The 26627-nt window shown below is 61.2% G+C and carries 25 protein-coding genes; 16 read left to right on the top strand and 9 right to left on the bottom strand.

Going from position 1 to position 26627, the window contains the following annotated elements; all coding sequences use genetic code 11:
- Positions 1–119: 119 nt before the first annotated feature.
- Together GL286_RS09485 and rocF are read right to left on the bottom strand one after the other, a co-directional pair.
- Positions 120–1169 (bottom strand): ornithine cyclodeaminase, encoded by a 1050-nt coding sequence (locus GL286_RS09485; RefSeq protein WP_155095319.1) that lies wholly within the window; start codon positions 1167–1169, stop codon positions 120–122.
- A 6-nt stretch (positions 1170–1175) separates the two neighbouring features.
- The gene (rocF, locus tag GL286_RS09480; RefSeq protein ID WP_155095318.1) at positions 1176–2102 is read right to left on the bottom strand and encodes an arginase; all 927 of its coding nucleotides are present in this window, start codon (positions 2100–2102) and stop codon (positions 1176–1178) included.
- Positions 2103–2209: 107 nt separating this feature from the next.
- Between rocF and GL286_RS09475 the strand changes: the two genes are divergently transcribed.
- Entirely contained in the window at positions 2210–2650 is a 441-nt protein-coding gene (locus GL286_RS09475) for an Lrp/AsnC family transcriptional regulator (RefSeq protein ID WP_155095317.1), read from the top strand.
- On the opposite strand, the gene GL286_RS09470 is transcribed toward GL286_RS09475, so the two are convergent.
- Positions 2647–3021 (bottom strand): winged helix-turn-helix transcriptional regulator, encoded by a 375-nt coding sequence (locus GL286_RS09470; RefSeq protein WP_155095316.1) that lies wholly within the window; start codon positions 3019–3021, stop codon positions 2647–2649. The two genes, GL286_RS09475 and GL286_RS09470, sit on opposite strands and share 4 nt — an antisense overlap.
- 88 nt (positions 3022–3109) lie before the next feature.
- Between GL286_RS09470 and GL286_RS09465 the strand changes: the two genes are divergently transcribed.
- Positions 3110–3961 carry an SDR family oxidoreductase gene (locus GL286_RS09465; RefSeq protein ID WP_155095315.1) on the top strand — a complete coding sequence of 284 codons (852 nt, stop codon included), beginning with the start codon at positions 3110–3112 and terminating at the stop codon, positions 3959–3961.
- Between the two features lie 249 nt (positions 3962–4210).
- Positions 4211–4630 carry a PACE efflux transporter gene (locus GL286_RS09460; protein WP_155095314.1) on the top strand — a complete coding sequence of 140 codons (420 nt, stop codon included), beginning with the start codon at positions 4211–4213 and terminating at the stop codon, positions 4628–4630.
- A 4-nt stretch (positions 4631–4634) separates the two neighbouring features.
- Here GL286_RS09460 and GL286_RS22915 read toward each other — a convergent pair whose 3' ends face one another.
- Positions 4635–5045 carry a serine O-acetyltransferase gene (locus GL286_RS22915; protein ID WP_425496094.1) on the bottom strand — a complete coding sequence of 137 codons (411 nt, stop codon included), beginning with the start codon at positions 5043–5045 and terminating at the stop codon, positions 4635–4637.
- Positions 5046–5376: 331 nt separating this feature from the next.
- A complete protein-coding gene (locus GL286_RS09450) occupies positions 5377–6369 on the bottom strand; it encodes a glycosyltransferase family 2 protein (protein ID WP_155095312.1) in 993 nt (330 codons plus the stop codon).
- A gap of 279 nt (positions 6370–6648) precedes the next feature.
- Between GL286_RS09450 and GL286_RS09445 the strand changes: the two genes are divergently transcribed.
- The 12 genes from GL286_RS09445 (at position 6649) to GL286_RS09390 (ending at position 21268) form a co-directional block, all read left to right on the top strand.
- Positions 6649–7107: a (2Fe-2S)-binding protein gene (locus tag GL286_RS09445; RefSeq protein WP_155095311.1), complete on the top strand. Its 459-nt coding sequence runs from the start codon at positions 6649–6651 to the stop codon at positions 7105–7107.
- A gap of 3 nt (positions 7108–7110) precedes the next feature.
- Positions 7111–9252, top strand: a complete 2142-nt coding sequence (locus GL286_RS09440; protein ID WP_155095310.1) for a xanthine dehydrogenase family protein molybdopterin-binding subunit — start codon at positions 7111–7113, stop codon at positions 9250–9252.
- Positions 9249–9845 carry an Isoquinoline 1-oxidoreductase subunit gene (locus tag GL286_RS09435; RefSeq protein WP_246184893.1) on the top strand — a complete coding sequence of 199 codons (597 nt, stop codon included), beginning with the start codon at positions 9249–9251 and terminating at the stop codon, positions 9843–9845. The genes GL286_RS09440 and GL286_RS09435 overlap by 4 nt, the downstream gene beginning before the upstream one ends.
- Before the next feature lie 123 nt (positions 9846–9968).
- On the top strand, positions 9969–11234 hold the full coding sequence (locus GL286_RS09430; protein WP_155095455.1) for a hypothetical protein: 1266 nt from the start codon (positions 9969–9971) through the stop codon (positions 11232–11234).
- 1 nt (position 11235) lies between these two features.
- Positions 11236–11964, top strand: a complete 729-nt coding sequence (locus GL286_RS09425; protein ID WP_155095309.1) for a COG3904 family protein — start codon at positions 11236–11238, stop codon at positions 11962–11964.
- A gap of 63 nt (positions 11965–12027) precedes the next feature.
- The gene (locus GL286_RS09420; protein WP_170295129.1) at positions 12028–12945 is read left to right on the top strand and encodes an XdhC family protein; all 918 of its coding nucleotides are present in this window, start codon (positions 12028–12030) and stop codon (positions 12943–12945) included.
- Positions 12942–13928 (top strand): NTP transferase domain-containing protein, encoded by a 987-nt coding sequence (locus GL286_RS09415; RefSeq protein WP_155095307.1) that lies wholly within the window; start codon positions 12942–12944, stop codon positions 13926–13928. The genes GL286_RS09420 and GL286_RS09415 overlap by 4 nt, the downstream gene beginning before the upstream one ends.
- Before the next feature lie 297 nt (positions 13929–14225).
- On the top strand, positions 14226–14789 hold the full coding sequence (gene ahpC / locus GL286_RS09410; RefSeq protein WP_155095306.1) for an alkyl hydroperoxide reductase subunit C: 564 nt from the start codon (positions 14226–14228) through the stop codon (positions 14787–14789).
- A 55-nt stretch (positions 14790–14844) separates the two neighbouring features.
- Positions 14845–16410 carry an alkyl hydroperoxide reductase subunit F gene (ahpF, locus tag GL286_RS09405; RefSeq protein WP_155095305.1) on the top strand — a complete coding sequence of 522 codons (1566 nt, stop codon included), beginning with the start codon at positions 14845–14847 and terminating at the stop codon, positions 16408–16410.
- Between the two features lie 8 nt (positions 16411–16418).
- Positions 16419–17333 (top strand): LysR substrate-binding domain-containing protein, encoded by a 915-nt coding sequence (locus tag GL286_RS09400; RefSeq protein WP_155095304.1) that lies wholly within the window; start codon positions 16419–16421, stop codon positions 17331–17333.
- A gap of 189 nt (positions 17334–17522) precedes the next feature.
- Positions 17523–18638, top strand: coding sequence for a metallophosphoesterase family protein (locus GL286_RS09395; RefSeq protein ID WP_343038858.1), 1116 nt, complete (start codon positions 17523–17525; stop codon positions 18636–18638).
- Positions 18635–21268, top strand: a complete 2634-nt coding sequence (locus GL286_RS09390; protein WP_155095302.1) for an AAA family ATPase — start codon at positions 18635–18637, stop codon at positions 21266–21268. The genes GL286_RS09395 and GL286_RS09390 overlap by 4 nt, the downstream gene beginning before the upstream one ends.
- 27 nt (positions 21269–21295) lie before the next feature.
- On the opposite strand, the gene GL286_RS09385 is transcribed toward GL286_RS09390, so the two are convergent.
- The 4 genes from GL286_RS09385 to GL286_RS09370 are packed head-to-tail and all read right to left on the bottom strand — an operon-like array spanning position 21296 to position 25447.
- Positions 21296–22360: an ABC transporter ATP-binding protein gene (locus GL286_RS09385; RefSeq protein ID WP_155095301.1), complete on the bottom strand. Its 1065-nt coding sequence runs from the start codon at positions 22358–22360 to the stop codon at positions 21296–21298.
- 3 nt (positions 22361–22363) lie between these two features.
- The gene (locus GL286_RS09380; RefSeq protein ID WP_211596267.1) at positions 22364–23236 is read right to left on the bottom strand and encodes a carbohydrate ABC transporter permease; all 873 of its coding nucleotides are present in this window, start codon (positions 23234–23236) and stop codon (positions 22364–22366) included.
- Positions 23237–23247: 11 nt separating this feature from the next.
- Entirely contained in the window at positions 23248–24141 is an 894-nt protein-coding gene (locus GL286_RS09375) for a carbohydrate ABC transporter permease (protein ID WP_155095299.1), read from the bottom strand.
- Between the two features lie 58 nt (positions 24142–24199).
- Entirely contained in the window at positions 24200–25447 is a 1248-nt protein-coding gene (locus tag GL286_RS09370) for an ABC transporter substrate-binding protein (RefSeq protein WP_155095298.1), read from the bottom strand.
- A gap of 182 nt (positions 25448–25629) precedes the next feature.
- Here GL286_RS09370 and GL286_RS09365 point away from each other — a divergent pair, with 182 nt between their 5' ends.
- A complete protein-coding gene (locus tag GL286_RS09365) occupies positions 25630–26619 on the top strand; it encodes a LacI family transcriptional regulator (protein WP_170295128.1) in 990 nt (329 codons plus the stop codon).
- Positions 26620–26627: the final 8 nt, after the last annotated feature.

Here is a 26627-nt window from a genome sequence, read left to right as displayed (position 1 = left end):
CAGATCGTTCCAGCTAATGCGTTGATAAGGCGATCAGAGATGTGACCTGACGCGAGCAATCCGCGTCATTTCCCGACGTGTTCGAATGCGGCGCGACCCCGTCGGGCCGCGCTGCGTTGTCAGGCCTGTCCGGCGCGCAAGATCATGCCAAACAGATCGCGCGGGTCATCGGGATCGGCGATCATGTCGAGATTCTGGAACAGCCCTGTGCCCTTCAGTCGCGAGTAGACATAACGCAGCGCCGAGAAGTCCTCGATCGCAAAGCCGACGCTGTCGAACAGCGTGATCTGGCGCGCATCCGACCGGCCTTCGGCTGTACCATTGATGACCTGCCACAACTCGGTAACGGGATGATCGGGGTCAAGCTGCTGGATTTCGCCCTCGATGCGGGTCTGGGGCGGGTACTCGACGAAAATCCCCGAGCGCAGCAGGATGTCTCGGTGCAACTCGGTTTTGCCGGGGCAGTCGCCACCTACCGCGTTGATGTGAACGCCAGTGCCGACCATGTTGTCGCTCAGGATCGTTGCGTATTGCTTGTCGGCGGTGCAGGTGGTGATGATCTGGGCACCCATGATTGCCTCTTCGGCGCTGGTGCAGCGGATGACAGCCAAGCCCTGATCCTTGAGGTTATTGGCGCATTTTTCGGTCGCGAGGGGGTCTATATCGTAAAGCCGGACCTCGCGGATGCCGCAAATCGCCTTGAAGGCCAGCGCCTGGAATTCTGCCTGAGCGCCGTTGCCGATCATCGCCATCACGCTTGCACCGTTGGGAGCCAGCCATTTTGCCGCCATCGCGCTGGTCGCGGCGGTGCGCAATGCGGTCAGGATGGTCATTTCCGACAGCATCAGGGGATAACCGGTTGCCACGCTTGCCAACAGGCCAAAGGCGGTCACGGTCTGCAGCCCCTGCTTGGTATTCGAGGGATGACCGTTCACATACTTGAAACCATATGTCTCGCCATCCGAGGTCGGCATCAGTTCGATCACGCCAATATCGGAATGGCTGGCGACGCGGGCAGTCTTGTCGAAAAGCGGCCAGCGGGCAAAATCGGACTCGATCTCGGCGGCCAGTTCGGTCAGCATCTTTTCGATCCCGATATGCAGGACCAGCCGCATCATGTTCTCGACGCTGACAAAGGGAACGTAGGCGGTTTGGGACGGTGTTAGCATGATGCCTCAGAGAAAACTGCGGGTAGGACGGTCAAAGACCTTCTTGCCGAAAAGCGAAGCGGCCAGATCGACCATCAGGCGGGCGGTGCGGCCGCGTTCGTCAAGGAATGGGTTCAGTTCAACCAGATCGAGCGAGGTCATCAGACCGGATTCATGCAGCAATTCGCAGACCAGATGAGCCTCGCGGAAGGTCGCACCGCCCGGAACGGTGGTCCCGACGGCGGGCGCGATCGAGGGGTCAAGAAAGTCCACGTCTAGACTAACATGCAGCATAGCATCTGCCGAGCGCACCTGATCAAGGAATTCCCGCAAAGGTGCGACGATACCGCGTTCATCCAGAACCCGCATGTCATTGACGGTGATCTCGGTGGTGCGAAGGGCAGCATGTTCCGCGCTGTCGACCGACCGGATTCCGAACATGCAGATATTCTTGCCCGGAACGGGAAGCGGGAAAGGCGGGAAGGCGTCAAAGCCCTCGCGTCCTGCGATATAGGCGACCGGAGTGCCATGCAGGTTGCCGGATTCTGTCGTCAGCGGGGTGTGGAAGTCGCTATGCGCGTCAAGCCATAGCAGAAACAGCGGGCGACCCGCCCGCGCGGCATGTTCGGCCGAACCTGTGACCGTACCCAGCGCCAGACTGTGATCGCCCCCCAGCACTACCGGAATGGTTCCGGATTCCAGCGCCTCGGCAACCCGCTGGCGCAGGGCATGGGTCCATCCCAATGTCTCGGGCAATTGGTCGACAGTCGGGTTCACGCAATCGGCTTGCGGCAATTCGCCCAAGGCGACATCGCCCAGATCGGTCACGTCATGTCCCAATTCGGCAAGCAACGGTTCGATCCCCGCGACGCGATAGGCGATTGGCCCCATCAGACAACCGCGGCGGCGTTGGCCTGAATCCACCGGCGCACCGATCAATGAAATTCTGCTCATTCAAATCTCCTTTGACATAGAAATTTCGCCGCTTCGTGGTGACTTCAATCGGATGTTTTGCTAATTTGGCAAACTAACTTCGCAAATTGATATATCTTGCTACCGTTATGGACGATCTTGATCACGGAATTATTGCCGAGTTGCGGCGGGACGGTCGCGCATCCATCTCGGAACTGGCCGAGCGGCTGAAGGTCAGCCGCGCGACCGTTCGGACGCGCCTGGACCGGTTGAAGTCGGTAGGGGAGATCGCCGGCTTCATCGTGCTGACGCGCTCGGACATTTCGGTCGCGCCGGTGCGAGGCTTGATGATGATCGGGATCGAAGGTCGTGGCGGGGATCGGATCACCGCGCGATTGACCGGCATGCCCGCGGTGATGGCGGTGCATTCGACCAATGGCAAATGGGACATGATCGTCGAGCTATCGACGGAATCCTTGGCGGAACTTGATGACGTCATCCGCCGTATCCGTAACATGGACGGGGTTATGACGTCCGAGACTAACCTTATTCTGTCAACGCGCCGCGCCAGCAGTCTGCGGCAGGGTTAGCGCGGCTGCCAATCCGACCAGTTGGCAGTGATTTCGGGTAGGTTGGTTTCGATCCAGTCTGCCAGAACGCGGACCTTGCCGGCGGCCTCGACCCCCAGCGGGGTCAGGCGATAATCGACATGCGGGGGAACGACTTCATAGGCAGTGCGCAAGACCAGTCCGTCGGCTTCGAGCCATTGCAGGGTCTGGGCCAGCATGCGCTCGCTTACGCCGCCGATCATGCGCCGCAGCTCGCTGAAGCGGTGCGTCCCGCCTTCAAGCGCGATCAGGACCAGAACACCCCATCGGCTGGTGACATGCTTGAGCACCTGACGAGAGGGGCATTCTGCCGCCATCAGATCGCCACGCCGGAATTTCTCTGACAGCGACATGCCATCTCCATACTTACATTAACGTGCGTACTTCCGAAAAGTTAGGACTGCTTCTACATCTGCCTGATCAAAACCGGAAGGACAAAATATGACCATCGCAGTTACCGGATCGACAGGCCAACTGGGACGCTTAGTCATCAAGGCTTTGCAGGGGGCCGATGTCGTGGCCTTGGCACGCAACCCCGAGAAAGCCAGCGATCTTGGCATCCCGACCCGCAAGGCCGATTACAACTCGGTCGAAATGCTCGAGCGCGCTTTGCAAGGGGTCGACACGCTGCTGCTGATCTCGTCCAGTGAGGTTGGCCAGCGCGCAGCGCAACACCGCAATGTCATCACGGCCGCGCAATCGGCCGCAGTATCCCGCATTGTCTATACCAGCCTGCTTCATGCGGATAGCTCGCCGCTGAGCCTTGCAGTTGAGCATCGCGAAACCGAACAAATGCTGAAGGATTCGGGTTTGCGCACCACTATTTTGCGCAATGGCTGGTATACCGAGAATTACGCTGGCTCGATCCCCGCAGCATTGTCGAACGGCGCACTCATCGGCAGCGTCAAGGACGGACGCATCTCGTCTGCTTCGCGCGCGGATTATGCCTTGGCGGCGGCAAAAGTTGTTACGACCGACGGACATGATGGCAAGGTTTACGAACTTGCCGGTGACGACAGCTACACACTGACCGGTTTGGCGACCGAGATCTCGCGCCAGACTGGCCGCGACATTCCCTATCGTGATCTTCCCGAAGCCGAATATGCTGCCGCTTTGGAGGCCGTGGGTTTGCCCAAGCCGCTGGCTGCGGCTATCGCAAGCTGGGATTCCGGCGCTTCGCAGGGCGCGTTGTTCGACGACAGCAAGCAATTGTCCAGTCTGATCGGGCGTCCGACAACGCCGATGCGTGATGTGGTCGCGACGGCACTTGCTGGTGTTCAGGCAGACGCGTAGCGATTGGCCGACGCAGGGATGCACGAACTGCTTGGTTGATGGTTCAGAGGGTGCGGTCAGGTGGGCCGATTTTTCGGCCACCTGATCGCAACCCTTTCCCATTCAGCATGATCCGTACTATCGCGCCACTCGTGCAGTCGTCCGGGGGCTGGACAATCCTGCGGGATTTCCTCTACGACGAACCCGCGAGGACGACCTCCCCCATCAGGGCACCATACCGGGACGGCCCGGACCAGCGATGGGGAAACTATGCGCACGACCTCTGACCGTATTCGGCACGCGATCAGCTTTGAGCTATTGGGCCTTGCGATTGTAACCCCGCTAGGGGCACTGGGGTTCGGATTGCAGGTTCATGAGGTGGGCGTGATGGCTGTGGTCGGTGCGTCGATCGCCACCGGCTGGAACTATCTATACAATTTGCTGTTCGACCGAGTCATGAAACGCGTCCTGGGAACAGTGAGAAAGACCATGCCGCTGCGCGTTCTCCATGCCGTTCTGTTTGAAGGCGGGTTGCTGATTATGCTCCTGCCGTTCATCGCATGGTATCTGGACATCGGATTGGGCGAGGCGCTGGTTATGGAGATAGCCTTTGCGCTGTTCTATCTGGTCTATGCCTTTGTATTCAATTGGGCTTATGATCGTGTTTTCCCCCTTCCGCTAGGAGCTTGAAGTCTTACGCGTTGAGATCGCTTCGCTTGTCCGGAAAAGCCTGACGTCGGGGGTTTGCGGTTTTACTGAGCGGTTTGGTTGGATTAGGACCGGACGGTTCATTGGCTAGACGCATCCCGTCGCGCATGGATGAATGGCCAGTTGCCGCATTGCGACCGTCGATCGAGCCGATCACTTTGGCCGGAACACCGCCGACGATCATATAGGGGTCGACATCGTGCCGGACGACGGCATTGGCCCCGACAACCGCACCTTCACCGATCTTGACCGCGCCAAGGATGACCGCACCTGCGCCAATTTCTGCGCCGTTACAAATCACGGGACGATCATGCAGCTTGTCGACGCGAGCGATGCCGAATGTCGTGTTTTGCCGCAGAACGACATCGTCACCGATCCATTGAGCGACGAGGATCATCCCTCCGAAATGCTCGAACTTCACCCGCCTGCCAACGCGGACCGTATAGGGCAGGTAGATGCCGGTGCGGCGTGAAACGACGTGGAACATAAAGCGATAAAGCAGCGTCATCGGTGCGCGCAGAAGCTTGGGCATCCCCATGCGCAGGTTGCCGAAGCGATGCCAGAACAGCACCTCGAAACCGTCGGCGAAAAACCTGCGGCCATGGGTGCGGTAATCTTCCGCCACCAACGCCCAAAAGCCAATCCCGGAAGGGTTGTTGTCGCGATCGCCAAGCGAGGGGGCGAACCGCCGATCCTTGACCGCGCGCTCCTGCCAGTCTCCTTGACCGTCAAACATCGATCTTGCCCATCAAGAGGGGTAGCATCACAAGCCTTGGAAAATCTTTCAGAAAATTCTTGGGCATTATTGGGCCTTTTCCGCGCAGAATGGAAAGTGGAATATTGATCAATGCACCCGCGATCCATGCCAGCCCCGCAAGGATCGCCCCGCGCTGACCCCGCGTCTTGACGTAATAGAGCATCCAGGAACGATACCAATAAGCCGGACGACCGCGACGTTCCTGCCGTTGGCTTTTTTCATCGGTCGACGCGCCTTCGGCATGTTGCACGCGCGCGCGGGGGACGTAGTGGATCTGATACCCCGCCCGCCGGATGCGGTGCATCAACTCGACCTCTTCGTAGTAAAGGAAGAAATCCGGATCAAAGCCTTTCTCGGCACGCAGGATGGACATGCGGAACATGACGGCAGCGCCCGCCACCCAATCGACTGCCCCCTCGGGGTGATCCGCGGGCAAGGGTACCAAACTGGTCGACATCAATCGCGTCAGCGGTCCGAAATTCACGGCTTGAACGAACTCGCGGATTGCCGAAGGAAATCGGAAAGCTGCCGCAACAGGCTTTCCTGAGGGCAGCGAGATCCCCGCACCGACAGCCCCGATTTCCGGAGAAGCATCGAGTTTGTCCGCGAGGATCACCAAGGCCTCGTTTTCCAAGGCGGCATCGGGGTTCAGCAAGAAAACGTAATCGGGCGGGTCGGAGCGGTGTGCCAGCCTGTCGATGACGACATTGTTGCCCCGACCAAAGCCGTGGTTCTCGGTTTCAAGCCACAATGTGACGCGCTCCCCCCATGACCGTTCTTGGTGGATGCGCAGGAAATCCGAGGCATCGTTTCCGGGCGAGGCATTGTCGACGAGATGTACTTCGATGATGCGGTCGCCGTGTTCACGGGCAAGAACGCTTTCGACCGCGGCGATTGCCAGATTGGCCGTTCCGAAATTCACAACAATAACCGCAATGCTGCTCGAGTTTGGCTCTGTCGTCATGAGCGAGGCCTCAATCTGTAATAATTACACCAGTTAACTACGTCTGAACCCGAGACGGTTTTAAACCCTAAAGTCCGGCCAAAACGAGGCCGAGTTTCCTTGATGCTCCATTCTCGCAAAAACGGATACAAGAGTCATCTAATCAAATGGTTAATATGCGCGGAACCGTGATCACAACTGCGTCGGTTGCCTAGTTGCACCGCAATTGCCGGAATTCGCGCTTGACCTGAAACGGTTGCGGCGCATCATGGTCGGGTAGCCCAGCTAACGAGGCCAGGCATGACCACCTTTCGTGTGAACGGTCGGGACCATGATCTCGACATTGATCCGGACACTCCGCTGCTTTGGGTATTGCGCGACGAGTTGCGGCTGACCGGCACTAAGTTCGGGTGCGGGATTGCACAATGCGGCGCCTGTACCGTGATGCTGGACGGCATGCCGCGCCGGTCCTGCGTCACGCCGATCTCGATGGTCGAGGGCAGCGAGATCGTCACCATTGAAGCAATCGAGGGCCCCGAGGCTGACGCCGTGCGTGCAGCTTGGACCGCGATCGACGTGCCGCAATGCGGCTGGTGCCAGTCTGGCCAGATCATGTCGGCGACGGCATTGCTGCAGGCCATCCCGAAGCCGACGGATGGTGACATCAACGATGCCATGGCCGGAAATGTCTGCCGCTGCGCGACCTATGTCCGCATCCGGCAAGCGATCCACGACGCCGCAAAAACGCTGGAGGGTTAGGCCATGGGCGTGATTACCACCCGCCGGGGTTTTCTGGCCGGTAGCGCGGGGCTGACGCTGGGCCTGATGCTGCCTTTGGGGCGCGGTCGGGCGCAGATGACCGTCGCAAGACCGTTTGCACCGAACGCGTTCATCCGGATCGGCACAGACGATATCGTCACCGTGCTGATCAAACATATCGAAATGGGGCAGGGCCCCTATACCGGACTTGCGACACTGGTCGCCGAGGAACTGGATGCCGACTGGTCGCAGATGCGGGCCGAGGGCGCTCCGGCCAATGACCAGCTATATGCCAATCTTGCCTTCGGTTTGCAGGGTACGGGCGGATCGACCGCGATGGCGAATAGCTTCATGCAGATGCGCAAGGCGGGCGCCGCCTGTCGGGCCATGCTGGTCGCGGCCGCCGCCAGGGAATGGGGTGTTCCGGCGGCCGAGATTTCGGTCGCGGCCGGAGCCGTCTCGCACGCGGCCTCGGGGCACAAATCAGGTTTCGGAGCCTTGACAGCTGCGGCGGCGAAGGAACCGGTGCCTGATGATCCTCCGGTCAAGACGGCGGACCAGTTCGTGTTGATCGGCAAGGACCGGCCCAAGTTGGATACGGTTGGCAAGACCAATGGCACGGCGCAGTTCACGCTGGACGTCTACCGCGATGGCATGCTGACAGTTGTTGTCGCGCATCCACCGAAGTTCGGAGCCAAGGTGGCCTCGTTCGACGACAAGGCGGCGTTGGCGGTAAAAGGGGTCGAGATGGTGCGCCAGATCGGCTCGGGCGTCGCGGTCTATGCGACGAATACCTTTGCTGCGCTGAAGGGCCGCGATGCCTTGGTGGTCAAGTGGGACGACACCGCGGCGGAAACCCGCAGTTCGGCCCAGATGTTTGACGCTTTCGCCAAGGCCGCAGCCGAAGGCGGTGTCACGGTCGAGGAAAAGGGTGACGTCTCGGTCATGTCGGGCGCCGCCAAGGTGCTTGAGGCCGAATACCGCTTTCCCTACCTCGCCCATGCCCCGATGGAGCCGCTGGATGCGGTGATCGAAGTCAGGGGCGGCAAGGCCGAAATGTGGTTTGGCAGCCAGTTTCCGACTTTCGACCGCCCGACCGTCGCCGCGGTTCTGGGCATTCCCGTCGAGGATGTCTCGATCAACGTGCTGCTTGCGGGCGGGTCGTTCGGGCGACGCGCGCAGGGCTCGGCTCATCTTGCATCCGAGGCGGCCGAGATCGCCAAGGCGGCAGGACGCGACGGAGCCTTCAAGCTGGTCTGGACACGCGAGGATGACGTCAAGGGCGGCTATTATCGTCCGATGACCGTCCATCGCTTCCGTGCGGGTATCGACGCCGAGGGCAAGATCATCGCGTGGGAGAATACTGTCGCGAACCAATCCATCATGATGGGCACGCCTTTGGAAGCGATGCTGCAAGGCGGCCCCGACAATTCCTCGTTCGAGGGATCGACGGGCTTGCCCTATCAGTTCGGCGCAAGGCGGATCGGCTGGGCGCGGATGGAGAGTCCGGTTTCGGTGCTGTGGTGGCGCTCGGTCGGCCATACCCATACGGCCTATGCGGTCGAAACCTTCCTTGACGAGGTGCTCGAGGCAGCCGGAAAGGATCCGGTGCAAGGTAGGCTGGAATTGCTGCCCGCAGATGCGTTGCGCGAGCGCGGCGTGATCGAGAAAGTCGCCGAAATCTCGGGGTGGACCGGACCGGTGCGTGACGGCAAGGGCTACGGCATCGCTTGGGCGAAAAGCTTCAACACCTATGTCGCGCAGGTGGTCGAGGTCGAGAATCAGGCGGGGATTCCCAAGGTCACGCGCGTCTGGTGCGCGGTCGATTGCGGGATCGCGGTCAATCCAAACATCATCCGCGCCCAGATGGAGGGCGGCATCGGCTATGCGCTTGGCACGGTGCTGCATAGCAGGATCACACTTGGTGAGGGCGGCGAGGTCGAGCAATCGAATTTCGACGATTACCCTATGCTGCGGATATCGGAAATGCCCGCGGTTGAGGTTGCGATCATTGCCAGCGAGGCCGACCCGACCGGTGTCGGAGAGCCGGGCGTTCCTCCGCTTGGACCGGCGATGGCGAACGCATGGCGCGCCTTGTCGGGCCAGATCCAGCACTATCTGCCGATCGGCGGGGCGATGTCATGAAGCATGTGATGTGGGCGGTTGCGACCGCTGTTTTCTGCGCGGCTCCGGTCTGGGCGCAAGATGGGCTTTCCGGTCCCGATGCATTCGCGGGAATTGCAGATGAACAGGCGCGCTCGGTCGCGCTGTTCGAGGAAATGGGCAAGGTGCTGACCCATCCGCGCTGCCTGAACTGCCATCCCGTGACAGGAGGGCCGACACAGGGTGACGACATGCATCCGCACTCGCCGCCGGTTGTCCGGGGCGAGGCCGATTTCGGAGCGGCGGGGATGAATTGCAACGTGTGCCACGGGACGGCCAACATGCAGCTGACGTCGGGAAGCGGCAGCATTCCGGGGCATGAGCCGTGGTCCTTGGCTCCGGTCAGCATGGGCTGGCAGGGGGCCAGTCTGGCTGACATCTGCACGCAGATCAAAGACCCCGAACGCAATGGCGGCAAGTCGCTTGAGGATCTGCACGAACATAATGCCCATGACGGACTGGTCGGTTGGGGCTGGGAACCCGGCGAAGGGCGGACACCCGCTCCGGGCAGTCAGGAGCTGTTCGGTGCGTTGACGCGGGCGTGGATCGACACCGGAGCCGCCTGTCCAAGCTAAGATAATCATTCCGATCTGGCGCGACTGTGAAGATGCGTGAGCAGTTATGGCCTGAGAAACAGGCGATATCCGACTAGCTTGCTTTCGTAACCACATCATTGGCGCGAGGACCGCATGAGTGACATGCCACGGACAGGCGAAAGTTCGGGTTCCAGCCGTTCCGGAGACCGGTACGCGCGCGAGCTTGAGCGCCATCTAGACTGGCTCGATACGTTTTCCTCGACCGCGCTTGGCGTGCTGGCGGCGGCATCGGGGATCTATACCTATCTAGGCGTGCGGACGCTGCTGGACAATCCGGGCCTGTGGACGACCTTCGCGGCGCTGTCCTACTCGATTGCCGTCTCGGTCGGGATTTTCGTCTTCTGGTCCTATATGATGCGCTTGCTGCCAGCGGTCCGCAGCGCCGCGTCGCGGGTGGGGCTGCTTTTGACGATGGCATTGGGCTGCGTGGCGATTGTCGCTATGTCCTCGTGGCTGAACGCTGCCGCCCTTGCTGGCAGCGCCGCTGTCGAGACCCATATGGCCAATACGGTCCAGCATTATCAGGCGTCGCTGGAGCGTGCGCATTCGAATGCGGTCGCTGGCCAGTCGCTGGCGCGCGATGTCGCGCGGGTCCGGCAAAGTTTCGACGATCTGTCCCAGCAGGAAGCCGGAGGCACTTTGTCTGGTTTTTCGGGCCGTGGCGCGGTTTTTCGCGTGCTGACCCAGAAAGGCGCCGAACTTCAGGCACTCGAGGCGCAGCTTGCGGGCGTGGCCGAACCGATCGAGACAACCTTCGCCGATGGCAATGCCATCCTGTCGCGGATGCGCGGAACCTCGGTCGAGCCGGGGCCGCTAGAGGACCGGACGGTCCGTTTCTCCGAGGATGCAGTCCAGCTGGCGGGCCTGATCACCCAGCTTCGCCAGTTGAACCCTGCGCCCTTGGTCGCCCGCGCGGCCAAGGATCTGTCGGATGCGGTCGTCTTGCCCGAGCTGGACGGTTCGACCGCCGAGATGCGGGCGGGCCAGTCCAGCACGATCAATTCGGTCCTGAGCCTTGTCGAGCAGCGCGCCAGCACCCTGACCAGCGCAGCCGCCGAGGTCGAGGCACTTCCGCAGCCCGATGAGGCCGTCTATGCGCCGATCTCGGCAGCTGATGCGGTGATTGTCTATGCCGGGAACTTCGTGCCGGCTTGGGCTGGGGCGATCTCGATCGATCTGCTGCCCGCCGTTCTGGTCTTCATCATCATGGTGGTGCAGGCGGCGATCCGTCGCGGGCGCGGCGATCATGACTCGGACGAGCGGATGACCGTCGGCGAATTGCGGGCAGCCCTTGCTGCAGCGGATCAGTTGCGCCGTGCCGACAGTGCCGCCGAGGCCCCGCGCGCCCTGACGAAGCCGGATAGCTGAAATGCGGTTCCTGTCGACGCCGCAGGCAGCCATCAAGCTTGTGCTTCTTTCGCAGGTCGTTCTGGGTACTGCCATCGTGGCGCTTGATCTGCGACATGGTACAGGAAACGCGGCCCCGAACCTGTTCGCGCCTTCGACGCAGGGCCCCAGCATCAGGCCCTATCGTCCCGATCTTCGACCCGCTGGAACTGGTGCTCCGGCCATGCGCCCCATGCCCGAGAAGCTGGAATTTGCCAGTGATGCCGACATCATCCGCATAACCGGTCAGATCGCGCCCGGAGACGCGGATCGGTTCGTTGCATGGCTGGACAGTACGCGGCCGCAATCAAGCCGCGTTTTGCTGGATAGTTCGGGCGGATCGGTGTCGGACGCACTCGCTATGGGCCATACAATTCGGGCGGCGGGTTACGCGACCGAGGTCGGGCAAGGGGCGGTCTGTCTCTCGGCCTGTCCCTATCTGCTGGCGGCGGGCACGACACGCGAAGTCGCTGACACTGCCGTAGTCGGAGTGCATCAGCATTATTTTGGCAAGAACACCCTGCTGCCTGCCTTCATGGCGGTCAGCGATGTGCAGCGCGCGCAGGCCAGCGTGATGGACTACCTGACCGAGATGGGCATCGACCTGCGCCTGATGGCCTATGCCCTGCGCACCCCGCCCGAGGATATCCGCGTTCTTGATCGCTCCGAGATGCGCGAGCTCGCCCTGATTACCGACGAGGACTCGGGTTAGATGCGGGCTGTTCAGCCGGAACTGGCGTTCTATAGTAAAACAAGGCAACTCGCAGGGACCAAGTTGAAAGATCAGCGCATTCAGGTGGATATGGTTCCGCGCGCCTTGGTCCGCGCCAGCGATCTGCCTTTGGCCGGTCCTCCTGCCGTAGCCTTGGCCTTTATCGTCGGGACCGATGGTCCCTCGTACCGGCCAGTCGGAGCGACGATGGTACTCGCGGTCGATGGAAGCCTGCGTGGATCGCTGTCATCGGGCTGCATCGACGCCGATATTGCGGTTCATGCCACTCGCGCTGCGGCGTGCGGGCAGGGGTTACTGCTGCGCTACGGAATGGGTTCACCCTTCCGCGATCTGGAACTGCCCTGTGGCGGTGGTCTGGATATCTGCGTCATCCCTGCGCCCGACGTGGAAACTCAAGACCGCTTGAAGCGCCATCTGGATGCCCGACAACGGTTGCAGATCTGGATTTCCGCGGCGGGCCTCTCTGTTAAACCCATGTCCGGCTGGCTGGATCTGACGGTCGATCCCGACCCAAGATTTGCCGTATTCGGCAAAGGCCCCGAGGCGATTGCGTTTGCCCGTATGACCTCTGGCGCGGGTTATGAAACGGCGCTGCACTCGCCCGATCCCGAGACGCTGTCCGCGCTATCAGGACTATCTGTTCAGAAACTGGGCCTAACCGGATCGGTGCAGAAGGTTGCCATAGATCCCTTTACCGCCGCTGTACTGTTCTTTCACGATCACGACCATGAACCCGCGATCCTGTGCGATCTGCTGGCTAGCCCCGCATTCTACGTCGGAGCGCAGGGCAGCAGGCGGGCCGCCGAGCGGCGCTTGCAGGAGTTGCGTGCGATGGGTTTACCCGAAAGTCAATTGTGCAGGCTGCGTGGGCCGATTGGCGTCATCCCCTCGACACGCGATCCCCGGACTCTGGCGGCCTCGGTTCTGGCCGAAGTGCTGGCCGAAGCGAACCAAAGGTGAAACTGGCCGTCGTCGTACTGGCAGCGGGCCAATCGCGCCGCTTTGGCAGTCAGGACAAACTGATGGCGGCATTTGAGGGACGTCCTTTGGCCGCCCATATCGTCCGGACCCTGCAAGGACTGCCACGTTGTCGGGGGTTCGTCGTTCTGCGTGACAGCCGCCATTCGGGGTTGTTTCGCGGCCTGCGCCCCGTGCTGATCGGTCATGTCCGTTCATCTCAAAGCCGCAGTCTTGCCGCCGGGATCAAGGCCGCCCGAAATAGCGGTGCAAGCCATGTCTTGCTGCTACTGGCCGATATGCCCCGTCTGGCGCGTTGCGATCTTGTCGAGGTTGTACGGGGATGCCTCACCCACCCCGCGATGGCCAAAGGCAAGCGTCCGATGCCACCTGCCTTGCTTCCTCGCGCGCTGTTTTACCGGTTGGGGCATCTGACCGGCGACAACGGCGCAGCTGCGTTGCTGCGCAATCGCAATGACCTGATCTTGCGCCGGATTTCCGCAAGCAGGCTATGCGACGTCGACCGCGTCGCGGATCTTCTGGAAATGCGCTGCGAAGGGCGGGCGGAGGAAACGAAACCTGTCCTTACCTTGACCATTGACGGTGGCAGCTTTGACGGCATCGATGGTTTTTATGAAGAGATCAACCGTGTCTTCATGGCCAACGAGGATTGGCGACTGGGTCATAGTCTGGATGCTCTGGATGACATGCTTTACGGTGGATACGGGGCGCTGAACGGCGCAATGTCGGTGGGTATCCATTGGAAGAATATCGGGAAAAGCCGTCAGGATCTGGGGGTCGGGACCACGCGGAATTGGCTGCTTGGCAAGTTGGCGCAACCTGTCGGATACAACACGCGGCATATTCAAGCGCAGCTTGACGCCGTTGAGCGTGGAGAAGGTGAGACCTTTTTCGAGATTGTCCTGCAGATATTCGCCGCACACCCCAATATCAACCTGACACATGACGATCCCTTGAGAAGTTAACCCACCTGTAAATCCCTGGCCATTCCAGCTGCGGTCATGTCTACGGGGAAAAATCTGATGTCCCCGCGCGGCCTGCGTCCTGACGGAGAACGCGGGAAATTGCCCGCATAGCTGCCATGCATAAGGCGCATCGTTTCATTTTTCGCAGATACACAAAGTATCTATCTGAAATTAACTAATAAATCGAACGGACGGCGGAATGATAGATAAAATCTATCGATGTGTTTAGATTAATCAATTTCCCTCGCATGCTGCATCTGCATAGGAAGCGGTCAGCACTTCTGGAAAGGACCGATCATGGCGCTCATCAATACGAAAATCCGCCCCTTCAGGGCTCAGGCATTCAAGCAGGGCAAGTTCATCGAAGTGACCGAAGCCGACGCGCTCGGCAAATGGTCGGTCTTCTTCTTCTACCCGGCCGACTTCACCTTCGTTTGCCCGACCGAACTGGGCGATGTCGCTGACAACTATGCCGAACTACAGAAAATGGGCGTCGAAGTGTTCTCGGTCTCGACCGACACCCACTTCACCCACAAAGCATGGCATGATAGCTCGGACACCATCGGCAAGATCGAATATGCCATGATCGGCGACCCTGTCGGCATCATCACCCGCAACTTCGACGCCATGCGCGAAGAAGAGGGTCTGGCTGACCGCGCCACCTTCATCGTCGACCCCGATGGCGTCATTCAGGCGATGGAAATCACCGCCGAAGGCATCGGCCGCGACGCCTCAAATCTGGTGCGCAAGATCAAGGCCGCACAATATGTCCGCGCGCATCCGGGCGAAGTCTGCCCCGCCAAATGGCAAGAAGGTGCTGAGACCCTCGCACCCTCGCTCGACCTCGTCGGCAAGATCTGATCTGGCCGGGGCCGGCTTTCCGGCCCCTACCACCCGCTTTCGGAAAGGACCCGCGATGCTTGACGCCAACATGAAAACCCAGCTCAAAGCCTATCTTGAGCGCCTGACCCGCCCCGTCGAGATCACGGCCCATGCCGATGATGGCGCGAAATCGCGCGAGATGCTGGCGCTGCTGGACGATATCCGCAGCCTTTCCGACAAGATTTCCGTCACCCGCGGCGACGATGGCGCGCGCGTGCCGTCCTTTGCCCTGACCTCTCCGGGCCACGACATCCACCTGACCTTTGCAGGTCTGCCGATGGGGCATGAGTTCACCTCGCTGGTGCTGGCGCTGCTTCAGGTCGGTGGCTATCCCCCCAAGGTCGAACAGGCGCTGCAGGACCAGATCCGCGCGCTGAAGGGCCAGTTCCGCTTCGAAACCTATTTCTCGCTGTCCTGCCAGAACTGCCCCGATGTGGTGCAGGCGCTGAACCTGATGGCGGTGCTGAACCCCGGCATCGAACATGTCGCGATTGACGGCGCGCTGTTCCAGCCCGAGGTCGATGCCCGCCAGATCATGTCGGTTCCCACGATCTTCCTGAACGGCGAGGTCTTCGGCGCTGGCCGCATGGGCGTCGAGGAAATCCTTGCCAAGATCGACACCGGAGCCGCCGACCGCGCCGCCGAGGCGATCAAGGCGCAAGACCCCTTCGACGTTCTGGTCGTTGGCGGCGGTCCTGCCGGCGCTGCGGCGGCGGTCTATTCCGCGCGCAAAGGCATCCGCACCGGCGTCCTCGCCGAGCGTTTCGGCGGGCAAGTCCTTGACACCATGTCGATCGAGAACCTGATCTCGGTCCCCCATACCGAAGGCCCGAAACTGGCCCGCGCGCTTGAAACCCATGTCCGCGAATATGATGTCGAGATCATGAACGGCCAACAAGCCGCCCGTCTGGACGCCGTCAAGGACGGTTTCCGCGTGACGCTGGCCTCGGGGGCAAGCCTGACGGCGGCCTCCGTGATCCTGTCGACCGGCGCGCGCTGGCGGCGCATGGGTGTGCCGGGCGAACAGGAATACATGAACAAGGGCGTGGCCTTCTGCCCGCATTGCGACGGCCCGCTGTTCAAGGGCAAGCGCATCGCCGTGATCGGCGGCGGCAATTCCGGCGTCGAGGCGGCGATCGACCTTGCGGGTCTGGTCGCCCATGTCACGCTGATCGAGTTCGACAAGCACCTGCGCGCCGATGAGGTGCTGCAACGCAAGCTGAAAAGCCTGAAGAACGTCACGATCCTGACCAACGCCCGCACCACCGAGGTCAAAGGCGACGGCAAGCGTGTCACCGGTCTGGCTTATGAAAACCGCACCAATGGCGAGATCGTCGATCTGCCGCTGGAAGGGATTTTCGTCCAGATCGGCCTTGTCCCAAACACCGAATGGCTGAAAGGCACGCTGACCCTGTCGCCGCGCGGCGAGGTCGTCACCGACACGCATGGCGCGACGTCGCTTCCGGGTGTGTTTGCAGCGGGCGACTGCACCACCGCGCCCTATAAGCAGATCGTGATCGCGATGGGCGAAGGGGCGCGGGCCTCGCTTGCGGCATTCGATCACCTGATCCGCCTGCCGGTTGCCGAAAAGGCGGCCTGAGGCAAAAGATGAAGCTGCGCGATCTGGAGTATCTGGTTGCGGTTGCCGATCAGCGCAACTTCCACCGCGCAGCCGAGATCTGCGGCGTCAGCCAACCGACTCTTTCGGCGCAGATCCGCAAGCTTGAAGATGAGCTCGGCTTGCCGTTGTTCGAGCGCTCTCCGCGCAAGGTTGCGCTGACCCGTGCGGGCAGTCTGCTGTTGGCCCGCGCCCGCCGCGTGCTGGACGAGGTGGCGCAGATCCGCGCCGAGGCCGACAATCTGCGCGAAACCGGAACGCCCAGCCTGCATCTGGGCGTTTTTCCGACCCTTGGCCCCTATCTTCTGCCCCGCGTCATTCCGCGCTTCCTGAAACAATTTCCGGGCGTCGAGTTGATGCTGACCGAGGAAAAAAGCAGCAGCCTCACCCGCAAATTGGTCGACGGTCACCTTGATGCAGCGTTGCTGGCCTTGCCGGTGATGGATAGCCACCTGACTGGGCGGGTGCTTTTCGACGAGCCGTTCCGATTGGCCGTGCCGGACAACCATCCCTTGGCAAGGGAAAATCCGCCGATCGGGCCGGACATGTTGGCCGGTCAGCACCTTATGCTGTTGGAAAAGGGCCATTGCCTGCGTGATCAGGCGCTCGAGTTGTGCCGCAATGCCGGTGCGCGCGAATATGACGATTTCCGCGCCACCAGTCTTGAAACCCTGCGCCAGATGGTGATTGCCGGCGTCGGCATGACCTTGCTGCCCGCTTTGGCATGCCGTCAGACCGAAGGAATGGCGGTCCTGCCCGTCGCCTCGGACCAGTTCCGCCGCAGGATCGGCTTGTTCTGGCGCAAATCGACCAGTCATGAGAAACTGATGAACGGTTTGGCCGACTTGCTCGGCCAGATTGCGGGGGATCTGTTGAACGATCCTTCGGCAAGTCCGGCAGGTTGAGCCCGCATTCGCGCCAGACTTGGCGGAAATAGTGTTATACGCCGCAACCCCGTTCCGGAACCGGATTTGGGTACGGCCGGTTGATTCCGGCGCGTCACATGACGGGTTGAAGGTGAAATCCTCTGGAAAATGCTGGGAAATCCATCCAGATAGACAATCAATATTTGAACCCAATTCAAAGGGTATTTGGTGAATTTCCGTTTCCTGCATTCTTCTGACCTGCATCTGGGCAAGGCATTCGGTGCTTATCCCGAGGCGATCCGCAACCGCCTGCGCGAAGCCCGCCATGGCAGCATCGCCAGATTGGCTCACGCCGCGAGGCAGGGCGGTGCGACGACCGTGCTGCTTGCCGGTGACACGTTCGACGCGGAAACCCCGTCGCCGGAAACCCTGCGCCACGCTTTGCGTGCCATGGCAGCCGAACGGGATCTGACGTGGATCATGCTGCCGGGCAACCACGACAGTCTGGCCGCATCCGAACTTTGGCGGCGGATTGCGACCGACGGACCCGATAACCTGCGCGCGGTGACCGATGCCGCGCCGTTCGAGATCGCGCCTCGGGTGACGGTCTTGCCCGCACCATGCACGCAGCGCAGGCCCGGTCGTGATTTGACCGAGTCGATGGGTGCGGCCACTCCGGCAGGGCATTTACGCATTGGCCTTGGCCACGGCGCGATCACCGATTTCTCGGGCGAGGAAGGGGTTGCGGGAATTATCCCTCCGGATCGCGCGACGCTGTCGGGATTGGACTATCTGGCGCTTGGCGATTGGCACGGACGGATGCGGATCGGTGCCGCGACGTGGTATGCTGGCACACCCGAAGCCGACGGTTTCAAACACGACACGAATGCAGGGGCGCTGCTTGTCTCGCTTGGCGGCAGCCTCGAGGTCGATGTGGTCGAGACGGGGCATTTTTCGTGGCGGAGCCTAGCCGTGGATCTGCTTCCGGGCGACGACGCGTTGTCGCGTCTGGCGGGCGTACTGCCCACAGTCGATAAACGTCGCGATATGCTGGTCAGGTTGATCGTAAGCGGGCGGTTACCCTTGGCCGAGCGAACGGCACTTGAGCAAGAGGCGCTGGCCATCGCACCTGATTTCGGCTGGTTCGAACATGACTTCGGCGGACTTGCGGCCGATACGCGCCCGGACGATTTGGATCGCATCGACCGCGCTGGCGCATTGCGACAGGCGGCCGAACGACTGCTGGCCGAAGCGCAAGACGAAGCCCGTTCGCTTGCCGACCGCGAAATATCGGCTTCGGCGTTGGCGCGCCTCTATGCTATCGCGCTCGAGGTGCAGAAATGAAAATCCGCAGCATCGAATTGACCAATGTGCGCCGTTTTTCCGGTCGTACCGCGCGGATAACGGGTATCGGCGACGGCATCACGGTCCTGTCCGAACCGAACGAATTCGGTAAATCGACCTTCTTCGACGCATTGCACGCACTTTTCTTCGAGCGTCACCGCGGCACCAAGCAAAGTGTCAAGGCACTGCAACCCCATGCGGGGGGGGCGCCCGAAATCGCGTTGGAAATCGACCTTCCTCAAGGTCGCTTCCGTATCGAGAAACGCTGGCTTTCGCGTGCAACGGCGCGCGTTCTGGATGGTACGGGGCGTCTGATCGCACAAGACGACGAGGCCGAGGCCTGGATCGACCGGTTGCTGGGTAACGGCCTTTCTGGTCCTTCGGGGCTGCTTTGGGTTCGTCAGGGGCTTTTGGGCATCGAACCTGAAGGCGGGTCAACGAACGAAAAGAACGAACGCGAACGGGGTCTGAATACCCGTCGGGATCTGCTTTCCTCGGTCGCGGGCGAGATTGACCTGATGACAGGCGGACGCCGGCTGGATGCGGTGCTGGCGCGGATCGGTCAGGAACTGGTCCGCCTTGCGACCTCTACCCTGAAGCCCAAAACCGGTGGCGAATGGGCGAAGGCAGCCGACGAAATGGCAACCCTGCGCATGCAAGAGGCCGAGCTTGCCGACAAGGCAGCGCGGCTGTCGGGGGATCTTGCTCGTCGTGCCGATGTCATGCGCCAATTGAGCGAGCTTGACGATCCCGAAGCCGAGCGCCAGCGCAGTGACCGCCTTGTCGAAGCCGAACAGACCCAGAAAGCCGCCGTTGCATATGCTGAAAAGCTGGCGGAAGCGCGGCAATCGCTGAAGCTTGCGCAACTGACCGAAGCTGGAACCCAAACCGAAATCCAACGGCTTGAACAGCTCTCGGAACGGTTGGTTATTGCCGAGGCGGATCTGCACGGTGCGACCGGAAAGGCAAACGAGGCCGAATCCCGTGCCGAAGAACTTGCCAAGTTGGACCGGTCGTCGGCCTCGACGCTGACCTCGCTTCAGGAACAGGAGAAGGAGTTGCGCGGACGGTTCGACGTCGCACAGCGCGCGCGGCTTGCCGAAGCCGCGCGGGACCGTGCGCAGGCCTTGCAAAAGGCGCTGCACCGCGCCGAAGACCTGCGCCGTAGCCGTGAAAACGACCTTGCGCTGCAGCGGGTGATCGTGGTTACGCCCGCGCGTCTTGCTCAAGCCGAAGCGGCGCGCGAGGTGCTGGACCGGATTTCAGCGCAACTGGAAGCACAGTCCGTCAGCGTCTCGGTCCGATACGATGGGGCGGCGCGCATTTCCGTCGATGGAACGGAACTGCCGGATGGCGGCCACCTGATCGACGCAGCCCGTGATTTTCTGTTGCCCGGCATCGGTTCGATGCGTGTCGATCCCGGTTCCGGCACCGGAGAAGATCTGGCCCGACGCCGGACCGAGGCAGAGGCTGCATTGAAGTCGAAGCTGTTGGTCTGCGATGCCTCGTCCTTGGCCGGGGCGCGTCAGAAGCTGGCTGAAACGCAACGACTTGGGGCAACGATTGCCTCGACGGATGCACTTCTGGCGGAAATCGCGCCGCAGGGACTGGACGTTCTGCGTCAGGAACTTGCCCGCGCCCAGATCGACGCTGGTGCGGTCAGCGGCGAAGCCGGTGATCCGGTTGCGCTGGAGGCCGCGCTTGTCGATGTCCAAGCGGCCATCGCTCAGGCCCAAGCCCGTGCGACCGAGGTGCATAGCCGTGCGGTCATTGCCAGAGAGACGCGTGCCGCCGCCAACTCGGCGCGTCAGGCGGCCGAACGGGCCGCCGAAACCGCGCGGCTTGATGCCGGCGCGGCTTCGGATTTGGCCGTCCGCCTGCAATCCCTGCGCGCCGATCTGGTCACCCAAGGCGCCCGCCTGTCCGAAGCCTGGACATTCTGTGACGGCCTTGAAAAGGAGGCGCCCGATCTTGAGATGATCTCGGCGCAACTGTCGCGTGCTCAATCGGTGGTGACGCAAACCCGGACGCGCCGCGACAGCTTGCGCAACGAATTCGCGACCCTCAACGGTTCGATTGGCGCATTGGCCGAACAGGGGATCGAGGAACTTCTTGACGAAACCCGCGGGCGGCTGGCCGCGGCGACAGCCCGCGAGGCGCGATATGCGGCCGAAGTGCAGGCCCTCGCACGTCTGCGCGGCACGCTTGAGGATGCCCGCAAGCAAGCCCGCGATGCCTATTTCGCGCCGGTTCTGCGCGAACTCGAACCGCTGCTGGCCGAAATCCATCCGGGTGCCGAAATGCAGATCGACGATCAGACGTTGCTGCCCGTTGCCCTGACACGGAACGGCCAACAGGAAACGCTGGATATCCTCTCGGGCGGGACACGTGAACAGATCGCCATTCTGACGCGGCTGGCATTTGCACGGCTGTTCGCCAAAGCGGGCCAGACGGTTCCGGTCATCCTTGACGATGCCTTGGTGCATAGCGACGACGACCGGATCGAGGCGATGTTCAATGCCCTGCATCGGGTGGCAAAGGACCAGCAGATCATCGTCCTGACCTGCCGTCAGCGTGCCTTCTCGGCGTTGGGTGGGGATCGTGCTGTGGCTGTTCTGACCGATGCTTGAACGACGGGTCAGGCCCGCCAATCGGGCCTAACCGATCCGCTGCCGCGTGGTTGCGTCAAAGACAACCGCGCGGCTCGGCTCCCAGCCGACGCGCAGCACATCGTCTAGCTTGGGGTCATCGCTTGCGGGCAGTCGGGCGGTCAGCAGAGCGCTGCCCAGTCTAAGCCAGACGAAGATATCCGAACCGGTCGGCTCGACGATTTCCACCGGCAGTTCCAGTCCGTCGGTCTCGGACGTCAGGATATTCTCGGGGCGGATGCCAAGGACGATCTTGCGACCCGGCGCAAGTGGTTCGGGCAAGGGCAGGACCGTCTCGGGCGCGGCGCTTGGCTGCATGTTCCGACCGTCATCGCTTACGCGGCCTTCCAGCATGTTCATCGGCGGAGATCCCATGAAATCCGCGACAAACATATTGGCGGGCTGGCTGTAGATCTGCGCTGGCGTTCCTGCCTGCTGGATGATGCCGTCCTTCATCACGACGATCTGGGTCGCCAGCGTCATCGCCTCGATCTGGTCATGGGTTACATAGATGATGGTTGCGCCGGTTTTCTGGTGCAGGCGTTTGATCTCGGCACGGACCTCGACACGTAGCTTGGCATCAAGGTTCGATAGTGGCTCGTCGAACAGGAACAGGCGCGGCTTGCGGACCAGTGCCCGCGCCATGGCAACGCGCTGGCGTTGTCCGCCCGACAACTGGCCGGGCCGACGATCCAGAAGGTGTTCGATCTGCAGTGTCTTTGCGACAGCGCCGATATCTGCGGTGCGCTGGGGTTTCGCGACGCCCGACATCTCTAGCGGAAAGCCGATATTCTGGCTGACTGTCATGTTGGGATAAAGCGCGTAGGACTGGAACACCATGGCAATGTCGCGCTTGGACGGATGCAGACGCAGTACGCTGGCTCCGTCGATGCGGATATCGCCTGCGGTCGGCGGCTGCAGGCCCGCGATCGCGTTCAGAAGGGTCGACTTGCCGCAGCCCGAAGGGCCGACCAGAACCAGAAAGCCACCTTTCTCTAACGAGATATCTATACCTTTCAGGATATTGTTGCCGCCGATGCTGCGTTCAAGCCGCTCGATTTCTATGAATGCCATGGGCTATCCTTTGACTGCGCCAGCCATCAGCCCGCGCATGAAATAGCGACCGGCGAGGACATAAACGATCAGCGTAGGCAGGGCTGCGATCACGGCCGCCGCCATGTCCACGTTGTATTCCTTGACCCCGGTGGACGAGGCGACCAGATTGTTCAGCGCAACCGTCATCGGGGCACTTTCCCCCGAGGCAAAGCTGACCCCGAACAGGAAGTCGTTCCAGATATTGGTGAATTGATAGATGACGCAAACCACGATGATCGGTGCAGAGGAAGGCAATAGGATGCGCCAGAAGATCGTAAAGAAGCCCGCTCCGTCCATCTGTGCCGATTGTACCAACTCATCCGGAAACGCCTCGTAATAGTTTCGGAAGAACAGCGTTGTGAAGCCAAGACCGTAAACGACATGGACGAGCACCAGCCCCGCTGTGCTGTTTGATAGCCCCAGTTGGCCCAACACCCGCGCCATCGGGATCAACACCGATTGGAACGGGATGAAGCAGGCAAACAGCATCATCCCGAAGACAATTTTGTGGCCGCGAAACCGCCACTTAGTCAGCACATATCCGTTCAAAGCCCCAAGCGCGGTCGAGATCAGGACCGCCGGAACCACCATGCGAAGGGAGTTCCAGAAATAGCCCTTGATCCCGTCGCAGGTGACGCCGATGCAGGCGCTGCCCCATGCTTTCACCCATGGTTTGGTGGTCGGATGGGCGGGCAGGGCAAGGATGTCGCCGCCACGGATCTCGTCCAGAGATTTGAACGAGGTGGTCAGCATCACGAACAACGGCGTCAGATAGATCGCGGCAAAGATTGCGAGCAATCCATAGATCACCACCCGGTTCATGCGCGACGGACCCGCCGCGGTGGCAATGGCCATTTCACGCTGGCTCATCGCTTATCCTCGCGCAGTTCCGAGTACAGATAGGGCACCATGATTGCCGCGATCCCCATCAGCATGATCATGGCCGATGCCGAACCGACGGCCATCTGGCTGCGGGTGAAGGTATAGGAATACATGAAGGTCGAGGGGAGTTCGGTCGCGTTGCCGGGGCCTCCGCCCGTCAGGGCAATCACCAGATCGTAGGACTTGATCGCCATATGCGCCAGCACGATCACGGCAGACAGAAAGGCCGGACGTAGAAGCGGAATGACGATCCGCCGATAGATGGTGAAGGTCGAGGCCCCGTCCACCGTCGCGGCCTTCAGCATCTCGCTATCGATACCGCGCAGGCCCGCCAGAAACATCGCCATGACAAAGCCAGACGCCTGCCAGATTCCGGCGATGGCGACAGTGTAGATGGCCATGTCGGGGCGCACGAGCCAGTCGAAAGTGAAGGTCTCGAAGCCCCAGCCGCGCACGGTATTCTGCAAACCCATGCCGGGGTTCAGGAACCATTTCCATGCGGTGCCGGTCACGACAAAAGACAGTGCCATCGGGTAAAGGTAGATCGGTCGAAGGACGCCTTCGATGCGGATTTTCTGGTCCAGCAGGATCGCCAGAAACAGGCCCAAGGCGATGCAGACGGTAATGTAGAGCGAACCGAAAATCGCAAGGTTTTTCAGCGCCATGTACCAATTCGGTTGGGAAAATAACCGTTCATAGGCATCAAATCCCGCCCATTTGTAGACCGGCAGGATTCGCGATTTGGACATGGAAAGCACGGCGGTCCAGACAATGAAGCCGTAGACAAAGATCAGCACCAGCGCAAAGGACGGTGCCAGAACAAGGCGCGGCAGCCAGTCCTGTAGGCCGCGCCTTACGCCGGAATAGGGGACGGACATGGGCTTTTCTCGCAAATGCGGGTGCGCCCGGTCCCGCAAGGTCCGGGCGCAGGTTCGGTCATTTTGCGGCGGCGACGGCCTCGGGCAGGCGCTTCAGTGCCTCGTCGGTCGTGATCTGACCATTGAGTTGCTGGGTCACGACGTCGAATATCGCCTCTTTCACCGCCGAGGGCTGGGCATGGCCATGCGCGAGCGAGCCTGCAAGCGTCCCGCTTGTCGCGGCTTCGGCCAGATCCTTCATGCCTTTCTTGCCACAATCGTCGAACTCGGTGTCGGGAACGTCGGTGCGGGCCGGAACCGAGCCCTTGACCGTGTTGAACGCGACCTGGAACGCCGGGTCTTCGACGGCGGCTGCCATTTTCAACTGCGCATCGCGCTTTTCAGCATCGCCCAGATCGAACATGACGAACTGGTCCGAGTTGAACAGCACATCGCCCTGCGTCCCGGGGAAGCGGATGCAGACAAAATCCGCACCGGGTTTTTTGCCAGCGCGCAGGAACTCACCCTTGGCCCAGTCGCCCATCTGCTGCGCACCTGCTTTGCCCTCGATGACCATGGCCGAGGACAGGTTCCAGTCGCGACCCGAGAAACTGTCGTCGAAATAGCCGCGCAGCTTGGTCAGATCGTCAAAGACCTTGCGCATGGTGTCGCCGCTAAGTGCTGCGGGATCTGCCTCGATCACAGCCTTCTTGTAGAAATCCATGCCGCCTTCCGACAGGACTAGGGCCTCCCACAAGGTGCCATCCTGCCAGGGCTGACCGCCATGCGCCAGCGGCGTGATGCCCTGTTCCTTGAAGTTGTCCAGCATGGCAAAGAATTCGTCGATGTTTTCCGGTGGCTTGCCGCCCGCCTTGTCCAGCGCGACCTTGTTGATCCAAAGCCAGTTGGTCGAATGGACGTTCACCGGCGCGGCGATCCAGTGGCCATCGAACTTCGAGAAATCCTGCAGCGCCGCAGGGACGACCTTGTCCCAACCCTGTTCGGTCGCGAGGTCGTCCAGATTGCCCAGAACGCCCATCTCGGCCCAGTCCTTGATGTCAAATCCCAGCATTTGCACAGCGGTCGGCGGATCGCCCGCCGTCACGCGCGCCCGCAGGGCCGTCATCGCCTGCACACCCGAGCCGCCCGCAACCGGCATGTCCTTCCACGCGACACCTTTTGCGGCAAGGTTCTCTTTCAGAACCCCGAGTGCCGCGGCCTCGCCACCCGATGTCCACCAATGCAGGACCTCGACACTTTCTTCGGCAAGTGCGGTGCTTGTAGCCATGGCCGAAATCGCGGCGCCGGCCAGCAGGAATCTACGCATGTTTACCCTCCCCAGTGCCGGCTCCCTTCCGGCATCGCATTTATAACGTTTCAAACTTGGGTTCTGTCAAGCTTCTCGAATAGCGCTACCTGATGGTAAAGCCGCCATTCTGGATATTCTCAAACCGGTCGCATCGATTTAAATCGTTTTATAGACTGCGAATCGCAGCGATCGGGGGGAACATGACACGTCGCGGCAGACCGACATTGCGGACCATTGCCAACGAGGCTGATCTTGCCGTTGCAACCGTGTCGCGCGCGCTTTCCGATGATCCTCAGATCGCTCCCGAGACCCGCGCGAGGGTCCGGCAGATCGCGGCGAGTCAGGGCTATTCTCCGGACCGGGCCGCGCAGCGCCTGCGCACCGGACGGACCAATGTCATTGCCTTTCTGCTGAACCCGCATGAGGAAATTCTGGGTTACGGCCAGTCGATGATCCGTGGTCTGACCGAGGCGCTGCGCGATACGTCCTTTCATCTGGTCATCATGCCGGTATTTTCCGACCGTCCCACCATCGAACCGGTCGAGAGTATCCTGCGCAACCGGCTTGCTGATGGCGTGATCTTCTCGCGCACAACGCCGGACGACATGCGCGTGCGCCTTCTGCTTGAGCACGGCTTCCCCTTTGTCTGCCATGGCCGGACCGAACTTGCGACGCCCCATCCTTGGGTCGATTACGACAATTTCGGGTTTGCCTATGCCGCCGCAACGCGGTTGATCGCGCAGGGCATCCGCCGTCCATGCCTGATTCCGGCGCCTGACGGCATGACCTTTGCCCAGCATTTGCGGATGGGCTTCTTGCGGGCCTGTGGCGACGCCGGAATCGCGGGCGAGGTTTTATCGGGCATCTCGCTGGACGATACACCTGCGGCAATTCAGGCCCATATCCGCGGCTTGATCTCGAATAATTCCTTGCCTGACGGCTTTGTCTGCCCCGGAGAGATCAGCGCGATGGCGGTTCACGCCGCTTGTAGCGACGCGGGCCATAGCACGCGTATCGTGATGAAACATACCTCCGGAATGGCTGATATCATCCGGCCACATTTCGACAGCATTTTCGAGGATCTCGCCGAGGCCGGAATGCTGATGGGTCGTTTTCTGCAGCGCGCCATTGCTGGTGAACCACCCCAGACGCTGCAATTCCTGCAACCAGCGGCTCCGATTGCCGCCTGACAGTTCCG

The organism is Paracoccus aestuariivivens (assembly GCF_009711225.1).
Lineage (GTDB): Bacteria > Pseudomonadota > Alphaproteobacteria > Rhodobacterales > Rhodobacteraceae > Paracoccus > Paracoccus aestuariivivens.
This window is presented reverse-complemented; position numbering and strand designations above follow the sequence as displayed.